Origin of the sequence: Candidatus Nitrososphaera evergladensis SR1 (assembly GCF_000730285.1) — an archaeon.
Lineage (GTDB): Archaea > Thermoproteota > Nitrososphaeria > Nitrososphaerales > Nitrososphaeraceae > Nitrososphaera > Nitrososphaera evergladensis.
The window spans coordinates 2,771,430-2,794,483 of the sequence record NZ_CP007174.1 but is presented as its reverse complement, the minus strand read 5'-3'; the positions used below and the strand labels follow the sequence as shown (position 1 = coordinate 2,794,483).

Below are 23,054 nucleotides of genomic sequence, written 5' to 3'. Positions count from 1 at the left end.
TTCGTCAGAGAGAGTCTTTTCGTTCCAAAGTCTGTAACAACAATAATAGTATTCTCGTCAAATCAGCAACAATACCAGAATGGCAGGCATAAACCCTGAAAGCATCGGGATGCCTGGAACCAACCACGTCTTCTCTGTTCCAACATAGTAGGACTCTCTATCATAGTTGCGCCTCGTGCCTCCAGTATACCTAAACGAATACCTGCATGCTGCGCCATCGCCATAATAACAAAAAAGCAGGAGGTACAGCCGTCGCCGGAGAGGCCCGTTTAGAGCCTCTCTGCACCTCACATTATTGCCCAGATTTCTGCCCACAGAAATCGCAAGCACAAAGACCAACGCAGAGACAAAGTAGACGATTATCTCGATGGGCCGGGCTGCAAGTAAAAGCATGACTAGCATTGCCGGAATCGCAAGCGCATCTCCTAATGCAAGCAAGTTCAGTCGATAGAATACAAAGAGCGTACAAGCAAGAAAAAGTACTGCAAAAATAGAGCCGTGAGCTCTGAGAATGGTCGCTATGGCAGACTCTTTGATGATTGCAAGCCATTCTGATATTGTCGATTCATGACTAGAAGTACTTTTGTCAATCGTGGTAAATGCAGCTGTGAGGATGATGGCACTGTTAACGCAGACAGCCAATACATAACATGCTAGTATTGCGCGATGATCAACCACGCGTGTCTTCCAGTCTGATAGGCCAAAGTAGGCTGATGCCGTTCCCAACGAGACTAGTCCCAGCAGCTCCATGTGCGCTTAATGCTCATATGTCCCTTTAATGGGACATTGCAGGCGAGGTCCGCCGCCAAATCTTCCTCCATCTAACGGTATCCAGTTGTAGTCGAGCAGAATCGCTGATTAACAAGCGGCTCAAGCGGGTGCAACTGGTAAAGAACGAAAGAATTGTCCACAAGGTTCAAGAAATCACGAAACAAGGATCAAGATCAAAGAAGCTATGACAGTTAGCATTCAAAATATCCACAACTCAGAAGATTTGGTCAGAATGCAAAGTTGGATATACTTGTAAAAGCTTTCCTAAAGCGGTTATGAATATAGTCAGTTATCATCTTCCATAGAATTAATATAGAAGCTTCATAACTTTGAAGTTGGTGATATCCGATTTCAGAAATCTCTCGGAAAAAGTCTCCCGTAAGCAACAAAAGACTTCTCTACACGCTCACAGGAGTTGTCGTCACTGCAGGCATCATTTTCGCAGCTGTATTAGCGCAAACAAATCAAAATTCTTTCACGGTTGCTCAATCGCAGCAGGGTATGCTTGAAGCACCAGCAACGGAATCAAAACCTAATGAAATACGGTATAGAACAGGAATTCCCACATTGACCTCATTTGAAAACAACTTTTCTGATTCAATAGATTACTATAAGGTAAAGGAAGGCCAGTATAGCTACTTAGACAGGGCCATTCAGAAAGGCACAACGTTGTTATCAAATACGGAAATGGACGAATACTTCAAGACATTTTCAGACAAAGGGTACAAGTTCGCGGTAACCTCCGCAGACGGAATAATGACGAGATACTATACAATAAACTATTTTGAACCACCTATATCGCTTTCCAACCACAATGTCCTAATAAGCATATTAGACAAGCTAGATTCTTCTCGCCAAGATCTTTCGCAAGCTGAAACCACGTATCTTTCAGATGCCATAAACCGGCCATATAGGTGGACACAAATCGGCGACAGTGCCGCGTCAGACATAGTTAAGCGTATTTCAGCACAAAGTAACGAATTCAATGTCCCGACGAGTCAAGGCGAGAAAACGATGCGAATCATGTATATCGGCCCATTTTCTGAGGAGTTGAGACTTCCAGAATTTCAGGCGATGTATGGGCAAATAACGGCAAGCACAGGAGGTCAATAAGAAATGAAAAAGCTTGCTACCGTTTCAGTAATGTTCGCCTTCTTGCTGATCCTTGCTGTGCAGCCCGCCTATGCAGTAAGTATTACCGGTACGACCAAATCAGGAGGAGTGGGTCTGGGTGACGCCAAAGTAACAGCTGAAAGAGTTGGTGAATATGCATGGACCCGGACAGCCACAAGTGGGACGGTCGGTAGCTATACTTTGACAGTAGGTTCGACAAATTCATACACCGTTGCATCGGCCAAAACAAGCTACACACGCGCCAGTGCAACAGTCAACGGTGGAAGTGCAGCACCGGATCTGAACTTGTCAACTCGGTCGCAAACAAACATCATCTTCAAGATAGCTTTCGATACATCTGCAGGCTCCGGACTTACTATCGATCAGGCAAGATTCTATCTATATCAGGCAGAGCCTTGGTACCTTGACGAGCATTCAATAGATTTCCAAGAAACAGGAGCCGGAACGGCATGGTCGACAGCAGGCACCGCAGACAATTTCTGCTATACAACATTCCTTAACGACATGAAGAACGACGTCAATTGGAATTCTGGCAATTATGGCATTGCCGAAATTCTAATAGGCTTTACAGGAAAACAGATGCCTGATGCCAACGGCTGCATCAACGCAGTTCCGACTGCAGGCGGCACTCATCCCTACATAATGGTCTCAAATTGGAGTCCTGACATAGCGCGTACTGTCATGCATGAAGTAACCCACGCTTATGGAATGGACCATGTGACGAGTTGCCTAAACCAAATACCGGGAATAATGGCCTCTTCCTGCGGCGACAGCCTTTACATAAAGAACTGGGTCCCCGACGACGATACAACAATGGAATCACACAGGAGCTGGTATTGACTCCTCCTTTTTCTTTTTTTGATTAAGCTACCTAACATGACTCTATACCATGCTGAAAAAAGTAAATGATAGAGTTATTTCCGTCCAGCCTTTCTGAATACAAAGAATGAAGCTACCGCAGCTACGGCTCCCATACCAATGATTGCCGCTATTCCCATGGTACTGGTATACCATTCCCCTCGCGGTGGTTCTGACCCTTGTACAACATAGTTCCCTGAGTATGGATCCAAGACCATGTTAGGAACTGCGTCGTATACGCGGTAATAGGCATATACATTCTTGTTAGCTGAACCTTTAACAGGGTCGCTTAACCAATCTCCAAAGGTGCCATCGTTGATGGCTTTGTCCATCTCTGCTTTTTTCATCTCCATCCAGGCTTGTCCCTTCATCTCATAGTACTTGTTCCATATCTGCCGGAGTTCTGCATCCGAAGGGGCCGAAGAACCAACATCAAAGCACGGTTTTTCTGGCCAGTCCTCGTCTCTTAGACATTCTGCATTCGCAGTTTGAAAATGAATAGAAGCTATTGTTACTGTAAATGCCAAGAATGTTAGTGAAGCCATTATGAAAGCCAGTGGTTTGCGAGGCCAATGAATTGGTGGCTCGTCGGACACAATTTTACATTCTGGCTGTTCAATAATAAGCGTAGTGTTTGCTGACTCTATGTATCATCGAATGCAATATTCTCGATGAAAAATTCAATTTGGCGAGCGTCACTAGCTATACTTTTCGATAAAAAGGATTGTTGCGCATATTATTCACTGTTACTCCTGCCTTGTTTAAAGGGCCAGAATTTGAGTGCGAGATCTATGGAATAATGAATCGTGGTTGTGTATGGTAGAGTCACTTTTACATAAAGCCGACAAGCGGAAAGGCGAACCTTTGTACGATTGATGTTATCAAAGCACTGAGAAAAACGTGTGAACAGCCAAAACAAGTTTCGAATAGAGGGTTATGACGTCACATAATTCACTTAGTCTTTATCTGGCTAGCATCCTTCATTCTATCAGAAGGTGCCAGGCGAGCTCGTGCTCACGCCGCTCCTTTTCGGTATTATAGGAGAGCATACAGAAATTGCATTTAAATGAATGTTCGTGCTTTTCACTTCCACTCTTAAAACAACTTACGTCCTTGAATTTGCATGAGTACGGAAAATGCAAAGAATACGATACCAACAGCGTCGGAGTCGACAACGAATGTAGCGACGATGGCGGCGAAGACAAATGTCGGCTGGTATGAGCTTAGGCCGTTTTTCGAGCCTGCAGATAACAAGTACCCCGATATGCATGAAATTATCAAGAGGATAAAGGAATTTTCGTTCTTCTTGGTAAGACCGTCAAAAGCGGATGGGGTGATGCAACTTTACATGCATATCCCGGATGCCAGCGATGCCAAAGTAGCTCAGAGCGCACTAAGAAATGCGCTCATGGAACCTACGCCGAGAAAGGCCTTCTCGGCAAGCATGGTTGTATACCTGAAAATGAGGAGGCACTATGCTATCCCAATTGCGCATGAGCTTGTACCGTCATTGGTGTATGCGACAATGGAGAAGATAGGTAGGCCATGCTTTGTCGCTGTAACCGCGAAGTATCATGATGAATCGTACCAGATATCGCAGTTTGCAGAAAAGAACCTATACGACAAGCCTCCGGTCTGGCGTGATATTCTTGGCATGTTTATTACCTCATTTGGCAGCGATTCAGAGAAGAGAAACCTAAAGAAACATACGGCGCCGGAAAAGTTGATGCTTGCCGAGCTAGCAAAGGAGAAGCAGCAGTTACGGCATTTTCACTGCAGTATTGCAATCGGCTCTGAAGAAATAGGCGCTGCCAGGTCAATAATGAAGGTCCTCTCTGAGAGCGAGGGCTTTGCGCTATCCTCGATGGTGCGAGATTCCGTTTACAGAATGGAAGTAGTGAAAAAGCCTGTCTTCTTTGCAAGTCACTTCTGCGTCCTTTCAGACATCGAGCTTGCAAACATCATCTCGTTGCCGGACAATCCGCGCATATACCGGTTCAATATCAGCAGAAAGGAGACTTACACCAGTGGACCAAGCCAGGCGGCAACCGGAGAGCCGTGAATGGGGTTCAGGAATTTCCTATCAAACCTAGACATGCGAGATAAAGGCGGCGGTTATGCTGATCTGAGGAGATTGAAGCCAATTGCACAGAAATACCTGCCTGCAGGCAGCCACTTGCGAGATATCATTCTAGCCGAGCCTGATCATGTTACATGTCAAGAGGCCGCTATCAAGGCTGTTGTGTTCGCTCAGTTGCTTGAAGCAGAGCTGCGTCTAGCTCAATAGTTTGCATGGTCATAATCTGACTACTAAGAAGAACAGTAGCGTCCACATTTTTCTCTCAAATAACTAGAATGCTATTAACTCTTGGAAATCGTTTAAAAAACAGCTGATTGATGACAAGTTAGGAGATTTACTTATAAAAAGCTTTAATAACTGTTCTATATACGCCAATACATGAAAAAATTCAGAGGAGATTCCTCTATAAGGTGCAGTAGGGTCACTGTTACTAGATTTTTGGCTATCTTTGTAGCAATTATGATTTCTTTGTCGACTTTCCCTTTATCAGCCAGCTTATTCAACATTCATTGGCAGAATAGTGACGCACAGGCTGCCGGCAGTTCTTCTCCTACTATCGAGCCGCTTCAGGTCTCCTCAGATACCATAACCAGAACGGTGACATACCCTGTACTTCAGGCTCAAGGAGAATCACAGCCTTCCACAATTACGCAAACGATGACGTGGTACACCAACGGTACGCTGGGAGTCGCAGATAGCAGAGGATACAGCTATAGAATCAGCAGTATTCCAACATCAACAACTACTACCACCAATACTAATGCAACAGTACCACAAGGCAGCAGTTTCTCTCTGTTGCAAAATAGCACGATGGTCGATCAAAAGGTCGTTACCTCAACCGGTCTGCAATACGACGTATACTGGAAGGCGGTTCAAAATGAAAATGGCTACGCGGACAGATACAAATTCACAATCGTAGGGACAAGTCCAAGCCCATCAAAGATATCGCTGCACGTATCAACTGATCAGTACATTATCCTGCAAGAGGATGGATTCTTGACCTCCTTCTCAACTGTACCGACGTCTGATAAGAGCGAACTGCTGCCCTTCATCAGCAAATTCTCCAATTCTACCGTGATTGGCTTGGGCATCGACTGGTCTGATGCAGTAACTTCGGGATACAAGATGGCCTTTAATTCTACTAGTTCTTCTATCGAGGTGCCTGTTGAAAATTCCTCCTCCTTTTCGATAGACCCCACTACCGTTGCTTCGATTACAAGTTCAGTATCTCCTTCTTCTTCAGACTATTATCAGGGACAAAGAAGACTAGCGCAATTTGACGGGGTTCTCTTTGCATTCTTTTATGACGCAGCTAATCAAAATCTGGCCTATAGGACGTCAACTGATGACGGCGCGACTTGGAGTTCAACAACTGACGTTTCTACAGGGCAAATGGCAACTGATACTAACACTTGGACTATAGTTTACTCAACCCCTGACGACATTATCAATAGGATAACCTTGTTTTATGGTGTACCTTCAGGTTCTACTACCAATGTTTACGCAAAGAGAGGTACTGTGAGTGGTAGTAGCATTACTTGGAACAATGCCACCCTCCTATTTTCAGCTACAAATGACGTACAATGCGGCGCGGGCATATGCCTATCTCCTGCTGCAAATACCGACACGACGAATGCAAATATCTTTGCTGAATTTAGGTGGTTCACAGGTTCTGCGTGGAACTACAAGATTTTGAAATCGACAGATGGTGGCTTGACGTGGAGTACGTCTTTGAATACAGTCAGTCCGGGGTATGGAACCAGATTCCCATCAATACTTGGCAAACTGGAATCAGGCAAAATGCTCTTTGCATTTGCCCGATATGACGCCTCAGAGTTTTACTATAGGACATATGACGGCACGAGCTGGAGCGCCGTAAGCGTCACATCCGGTGCCGGAATGGCAAACCCATCTATCAAGCAGATATCTTCTGATGGCGATTCTTTGCAAACGGTTTACGTAGCTTATCTTACAGGTGGAAATTCTGGTTCGCTAAAGATTGCAAAATGGTACGGCAACGGCACATTCCAGTCGTTTGAAACCGCTGATTCGACGCTGTCTCACGCGTTGCCATCCCTCACAACAACAGAGTACGATGTGATACATGCATACAGCCTGTCTGGAGGAAAAGTGTATGATACAAGAAATGTCGATGGTTCCTGGCTAGCGCCACTAAATCCATTCGGCACGTCATTTACTTCGCCCGATCAACTGACATCGGCCATCTCTAAAGCAGCGGCTTTGTGGGAAGAGGGCACATCTTCACCTTGGGATCTACGCATTGGCGTTAATCCGGAATGGGATTCAAGCACCGGATATCAAGTGTCGACAGATACTAACAACCAAAACGAACCAACAATAGCAGTTAGAACTACAAATGCATCCCAAATCGTGGTAGGTGCAAATAATATCAATAGATCTACAGATGTACTCAACTGCACCATTTACCAAAGCCAAAATGGAGGGACAACATGGTCGATGAGAACTCATCTTAGCAAACAGAATGCAACTGATTACATGTCCGATCCTGTTGTAACATCATCCGAAAATGGGAACTTTTATTTTACATGTGTAGAGATTCCTAAAGGACACGGGAATAATTATTACATCAGGCTTGGCACAAGCACGGACGGTGGCCTGACTTGGACCAATGTGACAACCGCTTTTTCGACTAGTACCTCAGGTGCAGATAAACCATGGATTGCAGCAGATGCGGGGGGGCAATTCGCAATTTGCAAATAGGTTGTACATGTGCTGGACGGGTACCGGAGGTGGTAACACCATACTCTTTAAACGGCTCATACCGCTTAGCTCAACGGTTGTTACTTTGGCCACCGGTTCGGCTCCTGGTTTTGTTCAAGGATGCAACATAGCCGTAGCTCAAGATGGTACAATTTACGTAGTCTATGAAAGAACAGGTACTAATGGAAATGGCGGCATAGAACTAAGAAGAAATACTGCTGGAGGAGATTCAGGAGGATGGGATAGCACTACATACACGGTTGGGAATTGGACGAGATTTACACTTACGTGTGGAGATAATTTTGTGCAATGCATAAAGGGTTACAACGGAAATACAATTAGAGTAACACATTATCCTTCCATTGCTACTGACCCGGAAACAGGAGTCCATGTTGTGTGGACAACCAATAATACTAACACTGGCGCTGACGTACTGTACGCAAATGCCGACCCGTGTTGTTCATTTTCTACACCCGTGAAAATCGATTTGGAAACAAACAAAACCGACCAATGGGAGCCTGCCATCGCCATCTCTAATGCAGCTGTAATTCACGTAAGCGCTTACGACAGGAGGTTTGATGCCAATAACACTTGGTACAGGCAGTACGATTACTATTGCTACTACAGTTTCACTGCATGCGACAGCCAGTCGTTGTGGTTTAACAAGCAGATTACCTTAGTAAACAGTACAAACTTGGACACAACCGACGGAACCACTCATGCTAGAAATTTTGTAGATGATTACCATGGCATAGCAACATCCAGTGAAGCATCTCCGGGTAGAGAGGCGTATATCGTATGGACAGACAGCAGAAATATCAACCCATCAAACTTGCATAATTTTGATATCTATTTTGATATGACCAAATCGTAACATGGTTGAACTGCCTCTCATCTACTTCATTCCTCTTCTTTTTCTTTTGTTAACAATCAAGAATATGTACTTGGTGGAGGGAGCGCGTTTACATTCACACATAGATTCATACACTACCGAAACGTCTCGATGCAGTTTGTGACGTACCCATGATGGGCAAAGAAAAACAGCTGAAACGCTGCTATCCATAACCGGTACACAAACCTACCAAGAACAAGTCACTATTGTCTTCGACCACGAAGCCATTCTTCGAAGAGAAAGTTGCATCAAGGCAGGTCAGCAGTTGGAAAATAAGAGAGCTGGCCTTCAGAAGTGCCGCTCGCAATATGCATGGTAACAAACAACATCTTGTGGTATTGAGAGCGATTTCTCGCTATCTCATACACATACATATGCAATCAAGAAGATCTGGTCATTATTCTTTCTCATAAACTGCAGTGAGCGTTATTTCATAGTTCGAGAAGAAATGATTTGATGAATAAATCGTTGCCAGTATGTGGTTAGTGTTGCGGTCATTATGGTAATATCCGTCTATTCCCTGCCAATGATCGAAATGGTAAATGCTTCTATTGTTGCTGCCATCATTACTACTGCTGCTACCATTATTGCTCATGCTTACAAAATTATTGCCAACAAAAGTGGCTGGTACAGAAACAACGTAAGTTGTTGCATTCTTTAAGCTAGAAAAAGTAGCTATTGGTGAAAAGCCAGAGGAAGATTGTGAGGCTACGGTTTTCGGTGCAACTGTCACCTTAGCACCTGTTAGCAAGTTGCCTTCAGAATCTACAATCCTTATCACTAATGGCTCAACAAAGCCCTCTCGCAAAAATGCTCTGCAGCTATCGCATGCAGCAGTGTACCATCTATAAACGGCTGTTAAATCTTCTGAAATCCCCCGTCCGTTATTGTCTGAGATGGCTATTGTTTTAGTCCTGTCTGTGGAATTGGTATCGTCCTGCCAGTGGTCAAAAGTTACATTATCAAAATTCCTGAATAGCATATCTGGTGCGGTAATCGTATAATTCTGTACATCATTTGGAATGTTTATCTTGGCTGGAGTTTCTTTTATAGACACGTTTCCTTGATGAGAGAATATCAAAGGTATTCCGACAAGTTCGCGATAACCAAGACTTTCAGTTATAGTTCGAACTGCTAAAAGAGAAGAGATTTGTTGTGAGGAAGCGCCAGTTTGGTCATCCATGTTTGTTGTAGTTATTGATGACGCTGCAACAGCTGAGGCAATATTATTATGCGGATGTATAACGCTTCGGTCAGCCATAAAGAAGATGGCAGATGATTGAGACACAGGTAGTAATGGTAATGGTACTAGTACAAGAAATAGCAACAGTGTTGTCATCATAATAATTCTCGTAGCGTTCCAATGATGGTTTGCATTGTTTTGCATTCCCATCAGCTTGCCTTGTCTATGTGTAAGGTAGCCATCTACTTAAATTTGCAGGATCGTCGATCTAGAACATACATTCTCTATTTTCCATTGTAATGAGAGCTTTTGTTATCTTCTACTATTACCTAGAATTTCTGCTCAATACTTTAGCGCTAGTCTCGCGTACTGTTAACTGGTGATTATGATGAGGAAGAGCAGCATTATCCCTGTCGTCGGCCTTGTATTGCTGACTTCACTTCCTCTTGCTGCGCCAGGCGTTGGCACCACCTCCTATAACCATGCGGCTATCGCTATTATACAGTCGCCTATCCGGTCTTTACACACGACGAAGATGATGATATCAAACGAAACAGCTGCACAAATTGTAGCTGATTCACACCTGCCGGGCATCCAGAACGATACTGTCGCCCGTACGGTTGGTTTTGACTTCTGGCAATACAACGGCACAATTCCATGGGGTAACGATACAAGGCCAGATTACATTGTCTATGAAGCTAATCCAGAAACACTCTCAGTTAATAGAACTCATACATTGGCCTTCATAAGTTACGCAGGTGATCATGCATTTCTCATGCCAAAGAATGATACGAGCGACAAGTACGTGTGGGTTGTCAGGGATTTTCGGAGCAATGAACGATATGCATACTTTCTACATCGGGATTTTTATCTATACTTCGTCGATGCATTTAGCGGCAAAATACTGGCATACGGCTGCGCGTCTTGTGGTGTTTGCACATAGAGGGAGAGGAAATTCCTTGATCATCCAAACGTCATAAATTACAGATTTGTTGCCGAACGACAAAAGGACCTGATATTTTATTGTAATGACTACCAGCTTCAAAACCCGATTGATATTCGACCCTTGGAAGGCTCCAGCTACATTCGCTCATCAACAGAACCTTTTGACCAAGAAATGAGGCTTGATGAAAAGAGGGTAAAGCTGTGGCTGCAGCATTTTAGCTTGCTGACCTTAAAGAAGCAGTGGAACCATACCCACGTCTCTGGCCATGGAGATGGCACCCAGATAAAGTGATAGAAGAGTCGAAATCTAGAACGTTAATCCCAATCCATACCGTTCACGAAAAGTATCACGAAAAGTGGCATGGCAATGTAAAAACTGTGAAGGCCAATAGTTCACTCAAGCTGGGAGCTCGATACGTACGAGGAGCCGGACCTAGAGTCTTCGATTGCTGACGCATGAGTGACACGCTACAGCAACTGACAACTTGACAGTGCCATATTTAGCAATAAATATATAGAAGTGAACACAACAAAAATGTTGTGTCATGATACCGGAGTTCGATATAAATGGAGTTTTACCGGCGGGCATTCATTGGGCATCATGGCAAGAGATTTGTGGTAGATTTGGTTATAATGAGAATAGGAGGCGAATATTAGACGGAATGAAAATGGCGTTCGATTCGCTAAAAACTGCGGGTTGCAGTATTGCTTACCTCGATGGGAGTTTTACCACAGCAAAGAATTTCCTAATGACTTTGATGCCGCATGGGAATCGCGTGGGGTTGATATGCAATTGCTAAAAACCGTAGATCCAGTACTTCTCAGAGATAAACGCGTTCAAAAAATGAAATTCTTGGGAGAGCTTTATCCTATTATTCGTCTAAATAATCCTGGTCGTTCAACATGGCTAGATTTCTTTCAGAATGATACTCGACGAGGAATACAGAAGGGTATAATCGGTATCGACTTGGGGGGATTACCTTGATTAAAAATGAACGACAATATCGCATAACTAAATCGTATATTGAGAAATTTTCGGCGGAGTTAGCCTCTTTGAGGGAATCTGAAATATCCGGTAAGATCGATCCCCTTCTTCTTAAGCTCGGTAGAGAGGCAATTCAGAACCAAGTTGAAGAACTTCAGAAAGAATTGACTGAGTATGAGGATCTTAGACAAGGCGGAAGACTTCCTCTGATAGAGCTGCATTCGCTTGAACAACTTCCACGAGCACTGATTAAAGCCCGAATTTCGTTGGGCCTTAGCCAAAGAGAATTGGCGGACAGATTGAATATTGCCGAACAACAGATTCAACGATGGGAATCTACAGAATATTCTTCTGCTAGTCTGGGCAAAATTAAGGAGGTCTTAAGAGCACTTAATATGGCAAGCCCTGAAGGACTTCAACTCACCACCGGTCGAGTTCCTCTATCCTCATTCTTCAAGAGAATGGAACGCGTTGGATTAGATCGAAACTTCATAATGGATAAGATATTGCCTTCATCATTGGCCAACTATCTAGCGGAAAAGAATGTTGATAGCTCCGAATCTGATTTAATGGGTCTTCAAGCTGCACTTCGTATTGGGAGAGTGTTCCACTGGTCTCCTGAGGAAATATTTGGAGATGCGGAACTTAAGTTAAATACGGCAGTAATACCTGAAGTTCGCTTTAAGTTACCGAAAGGTCGAAATGAACTACGTGTTAATGCATATACCTTCTATGCACATTACCTTGCTTCGATCATAGCACAGGCGACAGAACAATTGCCTAGGAAGGCTATTCCAAAGGATCCATATGTAATTCATGAGACAATAATTGCGAAGTCTGGATCGCTTAGTGTGGCGTCGCTCACCAGATTCATTTGGGAGCTAGGTGTTCCTGTTATAGCTTTAGACGACCCTGGCGCTTTTCACGCCGCGTGCTTCAATATCAATAACAGAAATGTCATTGTTCTAAAGCAGAGAACGTCATCTGAATCACGTTGGATGTTTGACTTGTTACATGAAGTCTGGCACGCCGCTCAAGATTCAAAGCAAAAAATTCACATTGCCTCGGACCCCGGCGCTCCTGAGTATTCTTCTCAAGAGGAGATAGTAGCTAACTTGTTTGCAGCTGCTGTCTTGCTTGGCAAGAATCCCCAAAGACTCGCCGAGTTATGTCGTGATGTCTCAAGTGGTGATAGGTCCAGAATGAAGGAGGCGATCAGGATTGTGGCAGAAAAAGAAGGCGTACGCGCGGATATCCTCGCAAATTATGTCGCTTTCCGTTATTCTATGGAAGGTGACGACAGCTTGTGGGGTATTGCTGAGAACTTACAGAGGAAAATTACCCAAGATCCTAAAGAAATAATGTTAAACATTTTTCTAGAATATGCTGATCTCGGATCGCTTTCTCTACCTGATCTTGATTTACTTCAACAAGCAATAAGGCCGGGGGAACAACGGGATGCATAAGGAAGAGGTTCCTGATTGGCAAAATACTAAGCCATTAGGAAGACTAACATGCACAAGTTCGGATTGTAAACGCGGGTTGCATTCTTTCATCCATGACTTCCGTGGGAAAAAACTTGATGACGCAATTTCATACCGAAGTCAAACTTGTGTAGATTGCGGCAAACAACTAATTGATTGGGATCGATTGGATTCACACAATATCGACGACGCAGACTATACCACAAGCATGCTTAGGATGGAAGCTTTCCGGCTCGGTTATTGGGAGCGTGACATTGAACGAAAAATTGTTGAATCTGCGAAGAAAAAAGGTTTAGGCATGCTTCGACAGGAGGCTGAAAATCGGCTACGAAAGTATGTAAACAAATGCTCCAATGAAAACCCCTGGGATGGTAGACAGACTCCTCTCGAAGGAAACATAATCTACTATTCCCAACATGCAACTGCTACTTGTTGTAGAAAATGTATTGAGGCTTGGCATGGGATTAATAGGAATCATCCTCTTTCTGACGAGGAAATACAGTATCTTGTTGGCTTAATGATGTATTATGTCGAAAAGAAACTGCCCGCTCTAGCTGTTGAAGCCAGTGATGACATCAATGCAAAAGAGAAGGACAAAAAGTGACCAAGACAATCAATACTGAGGAATGGTCCAAATATCTTCGATCCAAATCGGTGGATCTTTCTAACAAGCGGTTGCTTGTAAGCAATTTATTGGGTTCAGAACAAGAAGTGGATCTAAGTGAGGCCCCAAACTGCGGTGGTTTAGGTAGGATCCGTCATTTCAAAATTGAGACTTCTACAGGATGGCCAAGCAATCCTCTTCCAATTGCACCCGCCTGCAAGGCTCTAAATCTTCCCATGCAGGACGTGATGCGTGCACAAGTATTTCAGAATGGGGCGTGTAATTGGAGATGTTGGTATTGTTTCGTGCCGTTCAACTTACTCTCAGCGGATGTTGAACGGTCAAGATGGGTCTCAGCATCTGACCTTGTGAATTTATACTTAAATGAAAATGATAGGCCGAGCGTTATAGATCTAAGTGGAGGACAGCCAGACCTTATTCCAGAATGGACACCTTGGATGATGGAAGAGCTCATTGCAAGAGGACTGCAAGATTCCGTCTACTTATGGTCTGACGATAACCTTAGTAATGATTACTTTTGGAGGTATCTTAGCGGCGAGCAATTAGAACTGGTGCGTGGATACAAGAATTACGGCAGGGTATGTTGCTTCAAGGGATTTGATAGGGAGTCATTTTCATTTAACACTCTGGCAGATCCTGATCTCTTTGATTTTCAATTCGAACTTATTCGCAAGTTCATTGAGTTGGGTATTGACACATATGCATATGTGACACTAACATCTCCCGCAGATACGGATCGCATTTCACTAAAAGTCCGGAATTTTGTAGACAAGCTCCAACAAGTCCACACTAACTTGCCACTAAGAACGATTCCACTTGAAATTGCAATTTTCAGCCCTGTAAAATCCAGAATAACAACATCCAATAATGACGCTATTAGTCGTGCATTAACAAATCAAGAGGTGGCTATCCAAGAATGGAATAATGAACTTAGACGTAGATATTCTGACAATGAACTTGCACGACCCATAACTCAAGTAATCTTGGGCTAGGTTGAATATCGATTGATCCGAGAATCTTCAGCATTCGTTAAGCTGATTGACGAATGGGTCTTAGAAGCAACTTCTTCAGGGATTAGACGGTTCGATTCTCTTCTCGCAATACTCCCTGGAATTTATCCTGTCACGGTCTTAGAATCAATCCAACGACTAGTCCAGAACAATAAAGTCAAGAGCACTCTTGCTACTGAAGTACTTGCATATGTTGGCGGAAAAGCACGGAAATCCCAGAGGGGACAAATCCTCCCTATCCCACATCCACTCGATTTCGACTGGAGATTTTCTGAGCGTGGGATTAAATGTGCTATGCATCATTGCAAAATCTACAGTAAGAAAGGAGATATGATATGCTTACTAGGTGCGCCTAGTTTGTTTCATGAATCTAGTCAGCTACCTGATAGGAAGTTCATTTTAGTGGATAGAAATCCAACAATTGCTTCTTCTAAGACCGGCAAATCGTTCTATCGTTGCGACTTAATTCGGGAAAAACTACCAAAAGTTTCCGCCAAACTTGTATTTGCGGATCCACCTTGGTACTTGGAGGAAATCAAGTCCTTTCTTTGGGCAGCTACTCAGATTTGTGAAATTGACGGACATGTACTTATCGTATTGCCTCCTGTGGGAGCAAGACCGGGAATACATCAAGAGATCAAGTCGGTTTTCCAATGGGCAAGAAAACTTGGACTAACTTTGCTTGATTTTCTATCTGGCGAATTGAAATATCAGAGCCCATTCTTTGAAAGAAACGCTCTTCGGATACAAGGTATCAATGCTATACCATCTGACTGGAGAAAAGGAGATCTAGCAATATTTTCAAAAACAAAGATGCGCGATGTCTCAAGACCCCGCTCTTCCGCTAAGGAACCCTGGAGAGAAATTAACGTAAAGGGAGTTAGAATATTGATTAGAAATGACAAATCAAACAGCTATCTAGATCCTAGTCTAATTTCAATTGTTCCATCCGATATCCTGGACTCTGTTAGCCGTAGGGATTCAAGAAGAGATTTGGCAGATGTCTGGACTTCTGGTAATAGGATTTTTGCATGTAAGGGTCGCAACATATTGATAACTATTCTTGAAGCGCTTGCTTGTGGTCATTCACCAGTATGTGAAGTCGAGTCAAGAATAAATCGCCGTCTGAAATCAGACCAAAGAAAAAAGATTCTCCTGACAGTTGCTCAAATTATTGATATAGTTGATAAGGAATCGAATGAGAGAATGGAGTTTGAACGTTTTGATTAGTCCTTCTTGGTCTGCCGATATTCACACAGAATTAGTTAGATTTCTCTCCACGTCAGTAAGTGAAGATAACTATTGGGGGCAGTACTTGACGCCACTACTGAAAAAGCGATCCGATCTCCCTTTCTCACTTCATCTAGCCGTCCTTGTTGAACCCTACCTTCAATTCATCCTTGAAGGAAAGAAGACTGTTGAGTCTAGATTTTCCTCACATCGCGTCGCTCCGTACCAGAAGGTGGCGAATGGTGACGTGATATTATTAAAGCGTTCTGGTGGCCCTATTATGGGCATTTGTGAGGTTACCGAAGTTTGGTACTATCGTTTAGATCCTCGTTCATGGCTTGATATCAAGAGGGAATTTACTAACTATTTATGTGTGCAGGATCCGAGTTTTTGGTCGGACAGGAAACATGCCTCTTTCGCCACGCTAATGAGGATAGATAAGGTAGCAACTCTCGGACCTCTTTTTATTGAAAAGAAAGATCGCAGAGGCTGGGTAATCCTATACAATAGGCAAAAAAATAATCCTTTGGTGCTTGACATTTGAAGCCCTTGATTTTAGCTTTCGCCGGGAGGATAGGAAGCGGAAAATCGACACTATCGAAAGAGATCTCTGAGAAAATGAAATGGCGTCGAATAAGCTTTGGTGACTATGTCAGAAGTGTGGCATCCGATCGCAACCTTGATCACTCGAGAGAAACATTACAACAACTTGGAGAGGCTCTGATAGTTGAGCTCGGGTGGAAACCATTTTGTAAAGCAGTCTTAGATTTCGGAAATTGGGATCCATCAGAACCATTAATTGTTGACGGTGTTCGGCATCTTGAGGCGTTGAATGCGATTAAGGATATTGTCTATCCTGCAAGGGTAGCTCTTATTTTTATTACTTTACCAGAAGCTGAGCGTCTGGAGAGGATCGAAAGACGTGACGGTGTTGGAAGAGTTGGATTGACTGCAGTCGACTCGCACTCCACGGAAAGTCAAGTAGGTTTTCAACTTGTTGAGTTGGCGGATCTGAAAGTAGATGGAAGTACGCCCGTGGATAAATTAGTCGCGCAAGTTACATCGTTTCTCCAAACCGTGTAGGCTTGATATGGTCTCATCTTTGTTTTTTTTCCAAAAGTTTTGTTTGGAGCATCCGACTTTCAGCGACCTCAATTGAATATCCGAATGGTGTAACAACAGAGTTACGTATCTTTGCGCAGTTCAATATACCTGTCAACGTTGTATTTCGTATCGGCATCGAAAAGTTCAGCAGGAGTACTCTTGCAATTTGAAGTTCTGCCGTATGTAGTTACGTACCTTAGCACTTCGCTAGCTCTCATCCGCCTGCCCTCTGCTACAAGCTGCCTTATCGCGTCGGCTTCCCCGGTCCTTCTAGACCTTTAGGATAACGGGACCTTGCTATGCTGTACCACCTTGTTGATAATCTGCATCAAGTTCAGGCGAATGGGACTATAGTTGATTTGAATCTATCGAGCAACGCAAAGATCTCCAACGTGAACTTTAACGAGGAAGAGAAGAGGCTATCCTTTAGGATGGAGGGAGTTGGAAATGAAACTGGTAGCATGACTAGCGTTTCCGTTGATAAGCTGCTAGACGGACCATATGTAGTAACTCTCGACGGTCAGGAATTAACAGACGCTATAGTAGTAGATGACGGTGATAATGGAACCATCAGGCTGCTAGCTCCGAATGCCGGCGCTCATGAAATAACTATCAGTGGGACTAACGTCGTTCCTGAATTCCCGTTTGCTATGTTGGCCTTGACAGCTGGAATGGCGAGCTTGATCATCGTCTTCGGTAGGACTCGAATAAAATAAAAAATAATTGATAGAGTCCGGATCTTATGTAAGAGTAAGCTCCTTTGGATTCGCCAAAATTCGCAGTATAGATCTTCTTCTTGCAGGAGATCTTCGGAGCATTATGCACCACTCAACACATCCACTAGGTCCTTAAAAGCATCCCTGACATTGAGTGCGTATATGGAAGAAAGCAACAGTCACGAGGACAAGGAATATGCACTCGTATCAAAGAGCAAACTTCTTGCCCTCAAGAGCGCCATAGAGGATTATGTCAAGGAACATAATGCGATAAAGAAGGACTTGGAAAAGCTCAGAAAAATAAAGAGCTAGAGGAAGAGTAAGGCTCTGCTAAGTGCTAGTGGTTATATCGTCCTCCTCTGCCGCCTTCATCCCTTCGACATCTCTTGCAATGGAACCGAGCACTTCGAGTATCTTATCTTGAACCTCTTCCTGCCGCTCTATCCGCTTGCTCAAGCTGCCAAACACATCCTGTTCTTCCTGCACTGTTTTCATCGCCAGCTGCTCATCGATAATAAAACCGCATTTAACGCATCTTTTTACACCTATGGTGTTTCCCTCTCCACACCTTGGGCACTTTTTCAGTGTTAACTTTTCTTCCTTCTCTTCTTGCTGCAGTCCGTGCTCTCTTAACACCGCGTCCTCAAGGTCTGATTCTGAAAGGTGGATGTACACTTCCACCATCCTAGTGTTACCCTTCCAGTTCTCGTACTTTTTCAGTATCTGGTCAGGGTGCTTCCTTGCCACGTCTGTCAGCCTCGTGTGCCGAAGGAGGTAGTTCCAAACCTTCTTCTTGATTCCAGCTTGTCTGGCTGCATCTTTGACCAGGTTCCGGAGGTACTGGTAATGCAATACTTTTCTCCTTGTCATTCCCATCCAGACGGCCGCATCAGGGTTATCCTTCTCCGGGTGTTGCTGTAGCCATTCTAGCAGAGGTTTGTAGGAGAGAAGCAGAGGCACCGTCTTGCTTCCTGTCTTTCCAGTTGTCGATATCACCGCCACCTTGTCCTTGAAAAGAACCCCTCCAATTGCCATCCTGAGCAGTTCGCCGGACCTAAACGCTCCTTCGTACATGCAGATGACCATGGCGCTGTCTCTTACAGGATACCGGCTGATCTTGTTCACCGCTTCGACCAGCATCTCAAGTTCCTGATAGGTCAGAATGTCTGAGGGCTTGATCTCTTGCTTTTCTCCCTGCTTCAGGTAGGCAGTAGGTCTTATCCAAGCAACTTCCTGCACATAGTCTTGGCCCTCCTTCTTCTCGCCTATCTCAGACGTCTTGGCAAAGTGTATCAGCCGCTTCAGGGTCTTTGCGTACGCGGACTTGGTCTCTCCTCCATAGTCGCCAGAGCTGTTCACATCTCTCAGGCACTGCTTGCAATCTTCCTTCGTTGCATCCTTTAGGGCTATGCGACGCTTTCTGAACCACTTCATTATCTTGGGGAGCCTGCAGGCATAGTACGTTATCCTGCCCTTGCTCAACCCATGGTCGGAGAGTGCGTTCAGGAAATCGGAGACCAACTTCGCCTCCTTTCCCTTGAACTGCCGCTGTATAGCCTTTAACTTGCCAGTGTAGTTGTAGATGGCGTCACTGTCTATCACGCCACCGGACCTGCGCGTGGCCTTAAAACGGCCAGATGTCCGAGTTTCGTCAGCTTTTTCTAAAAATGTCTGACTTTCGTATGCTTCTCTTGGCTTTTTTAAACCGGGCGTCAACATAGGAGTGAAGCGCCCGGGCCGGGATTCGAACCCGGGTCGGAGGAGTGACAGTCCCCCATACTGGACCGGACTGTACGAGGCCAGCTGCTAATAGCCGGGCTTCTCTATACTACCCGGGCGCACGTAAGGCAAACACTTTGGGGAAGCAATTAAAACGTTTTGGTCACTTCTAAAAAGAATAGTGGGTGGTCAGGCAGCATCGCTCTCTTTTTTCTCGTTCCTCTTTTTTACAATGACTGCCGAACCTGGATCCATGCTCTGCCACACTACGTCATAGCCAAGCTTTGACACAAGTTCTGCCTGGCACAATTCTGGAATCTCGTTCTGGGCAAGGACTGCGCACGCGTCTGTAAACTTGATGATGCATGCTAGAAGAGACTCTAGCCTGCCCGCCTTTTCCTTTGATATCAGGTGCGTTCCTGCCACTTCCATGTACCTGTCGCCATGATCTCGTAATGCAATCTTCATTACAACTTCTGGAGGCAAGGGAGAAGGACAATTGCTTTCTTTATTCTCGATAACAATCTCGTCAATCGAGATAACGTCCTTGGCGCGGTCAAGCTCTGCCTTCAGGTTGGGGTTGCTGATGCTCTGCTCTGCAGTTTCTTTGTCAATGGACTTTAAATAATCCAGCACGGGCTTTATGGGCACTGCATCGCTTCCATAAAGTATCAGCCTCTCTTTTGGGATCAGGTGGAAGGAAAGCGACGACAACACTGCATTAGAGCACGCCAGGTCCTTGTTCAGCGCGATAAACAGGTCTGTTGCTTGCCCTGCGTTATAGTTGCCAATGATAATGTCTGCAAGTTTCTTTAGCTTTCTTTCCAGGTATTCTGGTGTCCAGAACCCGACAATTTCAAGGTACACTCTTTTGCCATACTTTTCAAACATGAAATCGGGGATAAGGGCCCTGCCGTCAGATACAATCAGGGGATCGGGCTCCCTTACCAGCTTCCAGCCTGCCGCTGCGGCAGCTTCAAACCTGCGCGCAAATTTTTCTTCAACAGCACTGTCAAAATAGTCCGGGGAAAGCTGCAGTTCTTCTCCCCTCTTGCTGCCTTCATTATTATTGTTGTAATAATAATAGAACGGATCCGTCAGCAGCGACGGAGCCTCGGAATCTGACAGGTTGAACTCGTACAGCGTCCTTTTTCCTTCCATCGTCCTTCGCATGATCCAGGCGTTGATGCGCCATTCGCTTCCTTTGGACAGAACGACGATTGATGGAAGCAACCTTGCAAGGGCTGTTCCATACCTGTCGGTCAGCCTGAAAAGGCTCAGGGGTCCTTCGATCGAGCAGACAATTCTTTTTCTGCTCTTGTCATGATCTTCTTGCTGCAAATAATACATCAGGCCGAGCCTTTTCACCCTCCTCAAAATGCGCTTCCAGTTCAGCCCGCCGGAAACAGAAAACTCTAGCTTTGTGCAATTGAAAAGCAAGGTCTGGACCAGCGCTAGGTTGTACCATCCTACCAGCGATTTTGCGTCAATCGCATCGAATTTCTCAAGAATCAGGTTGTCATCCAGGTCACTCCACATGATGCTTGCAATGGCATCTGCAGAGAGGTGCAACCTTGATGCAACTATATCGATGATCTCTTTTCTTTCCATGTCTGTTAGCGCAAACCCGCGCCTTGACGATTCTTCAAACAATGCTTTTCTGACTGCAGCCGGCTCGACAAGGGTGACATTAGTAGTGGCGGCACTAATTGTCGTTGCTGTCGATACGGTCGCGCTTTCAAAAGTGCATCTTCTTTCAAGAAGCGCGCACAGCCCCCGTACGAGCTTGAAATCTCTGTTGTATTCAGATTCTACTTCGGCTATCCTGTCGTCAAGCTCGGCCTTTCTTTCCCTTTTTTTCCATGCCGCTTCAAACTCTTGGATCAGCCTTTTGGCCAGACCTGTCTCTTCATCCCGGGTGCAAAACAATGGAACAATGGATCCGTTCCTCGTCGTCCTGACCCTGAGCAGAGGCGCAGCTAGCATACGCTGTTGCCGTACACCTCTGTGTTGTCATGATCATTATGGTTCTCCTGGACTCGCTTGAGGGCTCTCTTTCTCTTGGCGCTTGTGATCGTCTCTTCTCTGGTTTCAGAGGACACTATCTCGATCAGCCTGGCTTTCTTGCTTTCTTCCTTGCTACCGCCGTCATCCTTTGCTTCTGCTGTCGCCGCTCTTGGCTTTGGCCTAAGCAGCCTTCCAAGCCTCTGTATGAACTCCCTTGCGCTTCCGGTCCCGCTGACGATTACGCCAAGCTCTGCGTCCGGCACGTCCACGCCCTCGTCCAGGACTTTGGACGTGACGATGGCCATGTAGCGGCCGTCCTTGAACCCCTTCAATACGTCCTGCCTCTCGTCCTTGCCCGTCTTGTGGGTGATGAACGGTACGAGAAACCTGTCGGATATCTCGTAAACCATGTTGTTGTACTGCGTGAAAATAATCGTCTTGGCGCCCCTGTTCTCTGCAAGGATCTCTTTAAGCTCTTCAAGCTTGGCCTTGCTGTTTAGCGCGATATTTATCGCCTTGTTTCTTGCCAGCAGGGCTTCCCGAGCCAGCGGGTTTCTCCCAGACATCATTATCAGCTTTTCAAGCGAAATTGTATAGCGAGCCGCCGCTGCATCTGTTGTCATGCCTCCTCCTCCCAGCAGCCTGTTCAGGCACTCGTGGTACTTTTGCATGCTTGCTTTGTACTGGACAAGCTCTTCCGGCAACAGCTCGACCCTCCTTCTTTCAACCTCGTACTGGGCAAGGTGCTTTTGCCTTGCAAGCACGTCGGGCGTAACCTGATATACGACGCCGCCAACAAGCCTCGGCAGATCCACGTGAAGCGAGTCCTCGCGCTCAATCGTCGCGGTCAGCCCAAGCCTGAAAGGAGCAACCATCTGCTCAGCTATAGTCCTGTAGCCGGGCGCCGCCAGGTGGTGCACTTCGTCAAACACGACGAGCCTGAATTTGTTGCCAAGAAACGCCGCGCGCAGGTACGCCGAATCGTACGTTGACACAGTGATTGGCTGGATGTCTTCTGATCCGCCACCCAGGTTTCCTATCCTGTTTATCGTCGTTGTTGCACTTGAAGAAGAAGCAAAAAAATACTTTGAAAGGACGGCGGTCCACTGGTCCATCAGGTCCAGCGTCGGGACAACCACCAGAGACGCGGCATTTGCCTTTTCTATCGCCTTGACGCCCACAAGGGTTTTGCCGGAACCCGTCGGCAAAACGACGCATCCTCTCATGCCGGCATTTACCCAGTTGTCAAATGCCCTCTGCTGATAGTCCCTCAGTGATGGTGACGAGGGAGAAGAAGAAAGGTTATTGCTGCTGTCCTTGTTGTTGTAATGACTGTCAAGAGGCATGGAATTATTATTATCTGAGAAAAATATCCTGTCGTCGTATTCTATTCCGCTTTGCTTCAGATACTCTACGATATCTGGATAGTACATGGCCTGCGCTCGCAGCGCGCTTATCCTTGGATCGCGTGTTGCAAATGGGATATGAGCAAGGCCCTCGATTACTATGGTGCCCCTATCATACCTCAGTACGGCTTTGAGCACTGAAATTTTTGGCGAAAAAGCGTTA

At 45.2% G+C, this 23,054-nt stretch carries 21 protein-coding genes, 1 tRNA gene and 1 pseudogene; 16 read left to right on the top strand and 7 right to left on the bottom strand.

Features of this window, described 5'->3' with window-relative positions; genetic code table 11:
• Nucleotides 1-57: 57 nt before the first annotated feature.
• Nucleotides 58-726 carry a hypothetical protein gene (locus tag NTE_RS15300; RefSeq protein WP_148701809.1) on the bottom strand — a complete coding sequence of 223 codons (669 nt, stop codon included), beginning with the start codon at nt 724-726 and terminating at the stop codon, nt 58-60.
• A gap of 546 nt (nt 727-1,272) precedes the next feature.
• Here NTE_RS15300 and NTE_RS15295 point away from each other — a divergent pair.
• A complete protein-coding gene (locus tag NTE_RS15295) occupies nt 1,273-1,884 on the top strand; it encodes a hypothetical protein (protein ID WP_148701808.1) in 612 nt (203 codons plus the stop codon).
• A gap of 3 nt (nt 1,885-1,887) precedes the next feature.
• The gene (locus NTE_RS15290) at nt 1,888-2,745 is read left to right on the top strand and encodes a hypothetical protein (RefSeq protein ID WP_148701807.1); all 858 of its coding nucleotides are present in this window, start codon (nt 1,888-1,890) and stop codon (nt 2,743-2,745) included.
• Nucleotides 2,746-2,819: 74 nt separating this feature from the next.
• Here NTE_RS15290 and NTE_RS15285 read toward each other — a convergent pair whose 3' ends face one another.
• Entirely contained in the window at nt 2,820-3,308 is a 489-nt protein-coding gene (locus NTE_RS15285) for a hypothetical protein (protein WP_148701806.1), read from the bottom strand.
• Between the two features lie 578 nt (nt 3,309-3,886).
• Here NTE_RS15285 and NTE_RS15280 point away from each other — a divergent pair.
• The 3 genes from NTE_RS15280 to NTE_RS15270 all read left to right on the top strand — a co-directional run bounded on the left by NTE_RS15280 (nt 3,887) and on the right by NTE_RS15270 (nt 8,459).
• Nucleotides 3,887-4,825: a hypothetical protein gene (locus tag NTE_RS15280; RefSeq protein ID WP_148701805.1), complete on the top strand. Its 939-nt coding sequence runs from the start codon at nt 3,887-3,889 to the stop codon at nt 4,823-4,825.
• A gap of 456 nt (nt 4,826-5,281) precedes the next feature.
• A complete protein-coding gene (locus tag NTE_RS15275) occupies nt 5,282-7,585 on the top strand; it encodes a sialidase family protein (RefSeq protein WP_148701804.1) in 2,304 nt (767 codons plus the stop codon).
• A gap of 85 nt (nt 7,586-7,670) precedes the next feature.
• A complete protein-coding gene (locus NTE_RS15270; protein WP_148701803.1) occupies nt 7,671-8,459 on the top strand; it encodes a hypothetical protein in 789 nt (262 codons plus the stop codon).
• A 415-nt stretch (nt 8,460-8,874) separates the two neighbouring features.
• Here the strand turns inward: NTE_RS15270 and NTE_RS15265 are convergent, their stop codons facing one another.
• On the bottom strand, nt 8,875-9,870 hold the full coding sequence (locus tag NTE_RS15265) for a hypothetical protein (RefSeq protein ID WP_148701802.1): 996 nt from the start codon (nt 9,868-9,870) through the stop codon (nt 8,875-8,877).
• 325 nt (nt 9,871-10,195) lie between these two features.
• Here NTE_RS15265 and NTE_RS15260 point away from each other — a divergent pair, with 325 nt between their 5' ends.
• The 11 genes and pseudogenes from NTE_RS15260 (at nt 10,196) to NTE_RS16825 (ending at nt 18,071) form a co-directional block, all read left to right on the top strand.
• Nucleotides 10,196-10,603: a hypothetical protein gene (locus tag NTE_RS15260; protein ID WP_148701801.1), complete on the top strand. Its 408-nt coding sequence runs from the start codon at nt 10,196-10,198 to the stop codon at nt 10,601-10,603.
• Between the two features lie 123 nt (nt 10,604-10,726).
• Nucleotides 10,727-10,897, top strand: a complete 171-nt coding sequence (locus tag NTE_RS16835) for a hypothetical protein (RefSeq protein WP_158385661.1) — start codon at nt 10,727-10,729, stop codon at nt 10,895-10,897.
• Between the two features lie 253 nt (nt 10,898-11,150).
• Nucleotides 11,151-11,590, top strand: a pseudogene (locus NTE_RS17655) (DUF6932 family protein).
• A gap of 68 nt (nt 11,591-11,658) precedes the next feature.
• Entirely contained in the window at nt 11,659-13,056 is a 1,398-nt protein-coding gene (locus NTE_RS15255; protein ID WP_148701800.1) for an XRE family transcriptional regulator, read from the top strand.
• A gap of 226 nt (nt 13,057-13,282) precedes the next feature.
• Nucleotides 13,283-13,678, top strand: a complete 396-nt coding sequence (locus tag NTE_RS16830; RefSeq protein ID WP_158385659.1) for a DUF4186 family protein — start codon at nt 13,283-13,285, stop codon at nt 13,676-13,678.
• An 89-nt stretch (nt 13,679-13,767) separates the two neighbouring features.
• Nucleotides 13,768-14,691, top strand: coding sequence for a radical SAM family protein (locus NTE_RS15245; protein ID WP_148701798.1), 924 nt, complete (start codon nt 13,768-13,770; stop codon nt 14,689-14,691).
• Between the two features lie 12 nt (nt 14,692-14,703).
• Nucleotides 14,704-15,939, top strand: coding sequence for a hypothetical protein (locus tag NTE_RS15240; protein ID WP_148701797.1), 1,236 nt, complete (start codon nt 14,704-14,706; stop codon nt 15,937-15,939).
• Nucleotides 15,908-16,483 carry an ASCH domain-containing protein gene (locus NTE_RS17650; RefSeq protein WP_148701796.1) on the top strand — a complete coding sequence of 192 codons (576 nt, stop codon included), beginning with the start codon at nt 15,908-15,910 and terminating at the stop codon, nt 16,481-16,483. Before NTE_RS15240 ends, NTE_RS17650 begins: the two co-directional genes overlap by 32 nt.
• Entirely contained in the window at nt 16,480-17,022 is a 543-nt protein-coding gene (locus NTE_RS15230; protein ID WP_148701795.1) for a P-loop nucleotide/nucleoside kinase family protein, read from the top strand. Before NTE_RS17650 ends, NTE_RS15230 begins: the two co-directional genes overlap by 4 nt.
• 320 nt (nt 17,023-17,342) lie before the next feature.
• Nucleotides 17,343-17,759 (top strand): hypothetical protein, encoded by a 417-nt coding sequence (locus NTE_RS15225; protein WP_148701794.1) that lies wholly within the window; start codon nt 17,343-17,345, stop codon nt 17,757-17,759.
• A 162-nt stretch (nt 17,760-17,921) separates the two neighbouring features.
• The gene (locus NTE_RS16825) at nt 17,922-18,071 is read left to right on the top strand and encodes a hypothetical protein (protein ID WP_158385655.1); all 150 of its coding nucleotides are present in this window, start codon (nt 17,922-17,924) and stop codon (nt 18,069-18,071) included.
• An 18-nt stretch (nt 18,072-18,089) separates the two neighbouring features.
• Here NTE_RS16825 and NTE_RS15220 read toward each other — a convergent pair whose 3' ends face one another.
• The 4 genes from NTE_RS15220 to NTE_RS15205 all read right to left on the bottom strand — a co-directional run bounded on the left by NTE_RS15220 (nt 18,090) and on the right by NTE_RS15205 (nt 23,029).
• Entirely contained in the window at nt 18,090-19,361 is a 1,272-nt protein-coding gene (locus NTE_RS15220) for a tyrosine-type recombinase/integrase (protein ID WP_158385653.1), read from the bottom strand.
• Between the two features lie 127 nt (nt 19,362-19,488).
• Nucleotides 19,489-19,597 (bottom strand) — tRNA-Asp (locus NTE_RS15215).
• Nucleotides 19,598-19,667: 70 nt separating this feature from the next.
• Nucleotides 19,668-21,464 (bottom strand): DUF790 family protein, encoded by a 1,797-nt coding sequence (locus NTE_RS15210; RefSeq protein WP_148701792.1) that lies wholly within the window; start codon nt 21,462-21,464, stop codon nt 19,668-19,670.
• On the bottom strand, nt 21,458-23,029 hold the full coding sequence (locus NTE_RS15205; RefSeq protein WP_148701791.1) for a DEAD/DEAH box helicase family protein: 1,572 nt from the start codon (nt 23,027-23,029) through the stop codon (nt 21,458-21,460). Before NTE_RS15205 ends, NTE_RS15210 begins: the two co-directional genes overlap by 7 nt.
• Between the last annotated feature and the right edge of the window lie 25 nt (nt 23,030-23,054).

Coding starts and splice junctions, on each gene's coding strand:
- NTE_RS15210 (WP_148701792.1), bottom strand. CDS start 21,464: ATGCTAGCTGCGCCTCTGCTCAGGGTCAGGACGACGAGGAACGGATCC.
- NTE_RS16825 (WP_158385655.1), top strand. CDS start 17,922: ATGGAAGAAAGCAACAGTCACGAGGACAAGGAATATGCACTCGTATCA.
- NTE_RS15225 (WP_148701794.1), top strand. CDS start 17,343: ATGCTGTACCACCTTGTTGATAATCTGCATCAAGTTCAGGCGAATGGG.
- NTE_RS15295 (WP_148701808.1), top strand. CDS start 1,273: ATGCTTGAAGCACCAGCAACGGAATCAAAACCTAATGAAATACGGTAT.
- NTE_RS16830 (WP_158385659.1), top strand. CDS start 13,283: ATGCTTAGGATGGAAGCTTTCCGGCTCGGTTATTGGGAGCGTGACATT.
- NTE_RS15265 (WP_148701802.1), bottom strand. CDS start 9,870: ATGGGAATGCAAAACAATGCAAACCATCATTGGAACGCTACGAGAATT.
- NTE_RS15260 (WP_148701801.1), top strand. CDS start 10,196: ATGATGATATCAAACGAAACAGCTGCACAAATTGTAGCTGATTCACAC.
- NTE_RS15285 (WP_148701806.1), bottom strand. CDS start 3,308: ATGGCTTCACTAACATTCTTGGCATTTACAGTAACAATAGCTTCTATT.
- NTE_RS15290 (WP_148701807.1), top strand. CDS start 1,888: ATGAAAAAGCTTGCTACCGTTTCAGTAATGTTCGCCTTCTTGCTGATC.
- NTE_RS17650 (WP_148701796.1), top strand. CDS start 15,908: ATGAGAGAATGGAGTTTGAACGTTTTGATTAGTCCTTCTTGGTCTGCC.
- NTE_RS15280 (WP_148701805.1), top strand. CDS start 3,887: ATGAGTACGGAAAATGCAAAGAATACGATACCAACAGCGTCGGAGTCG.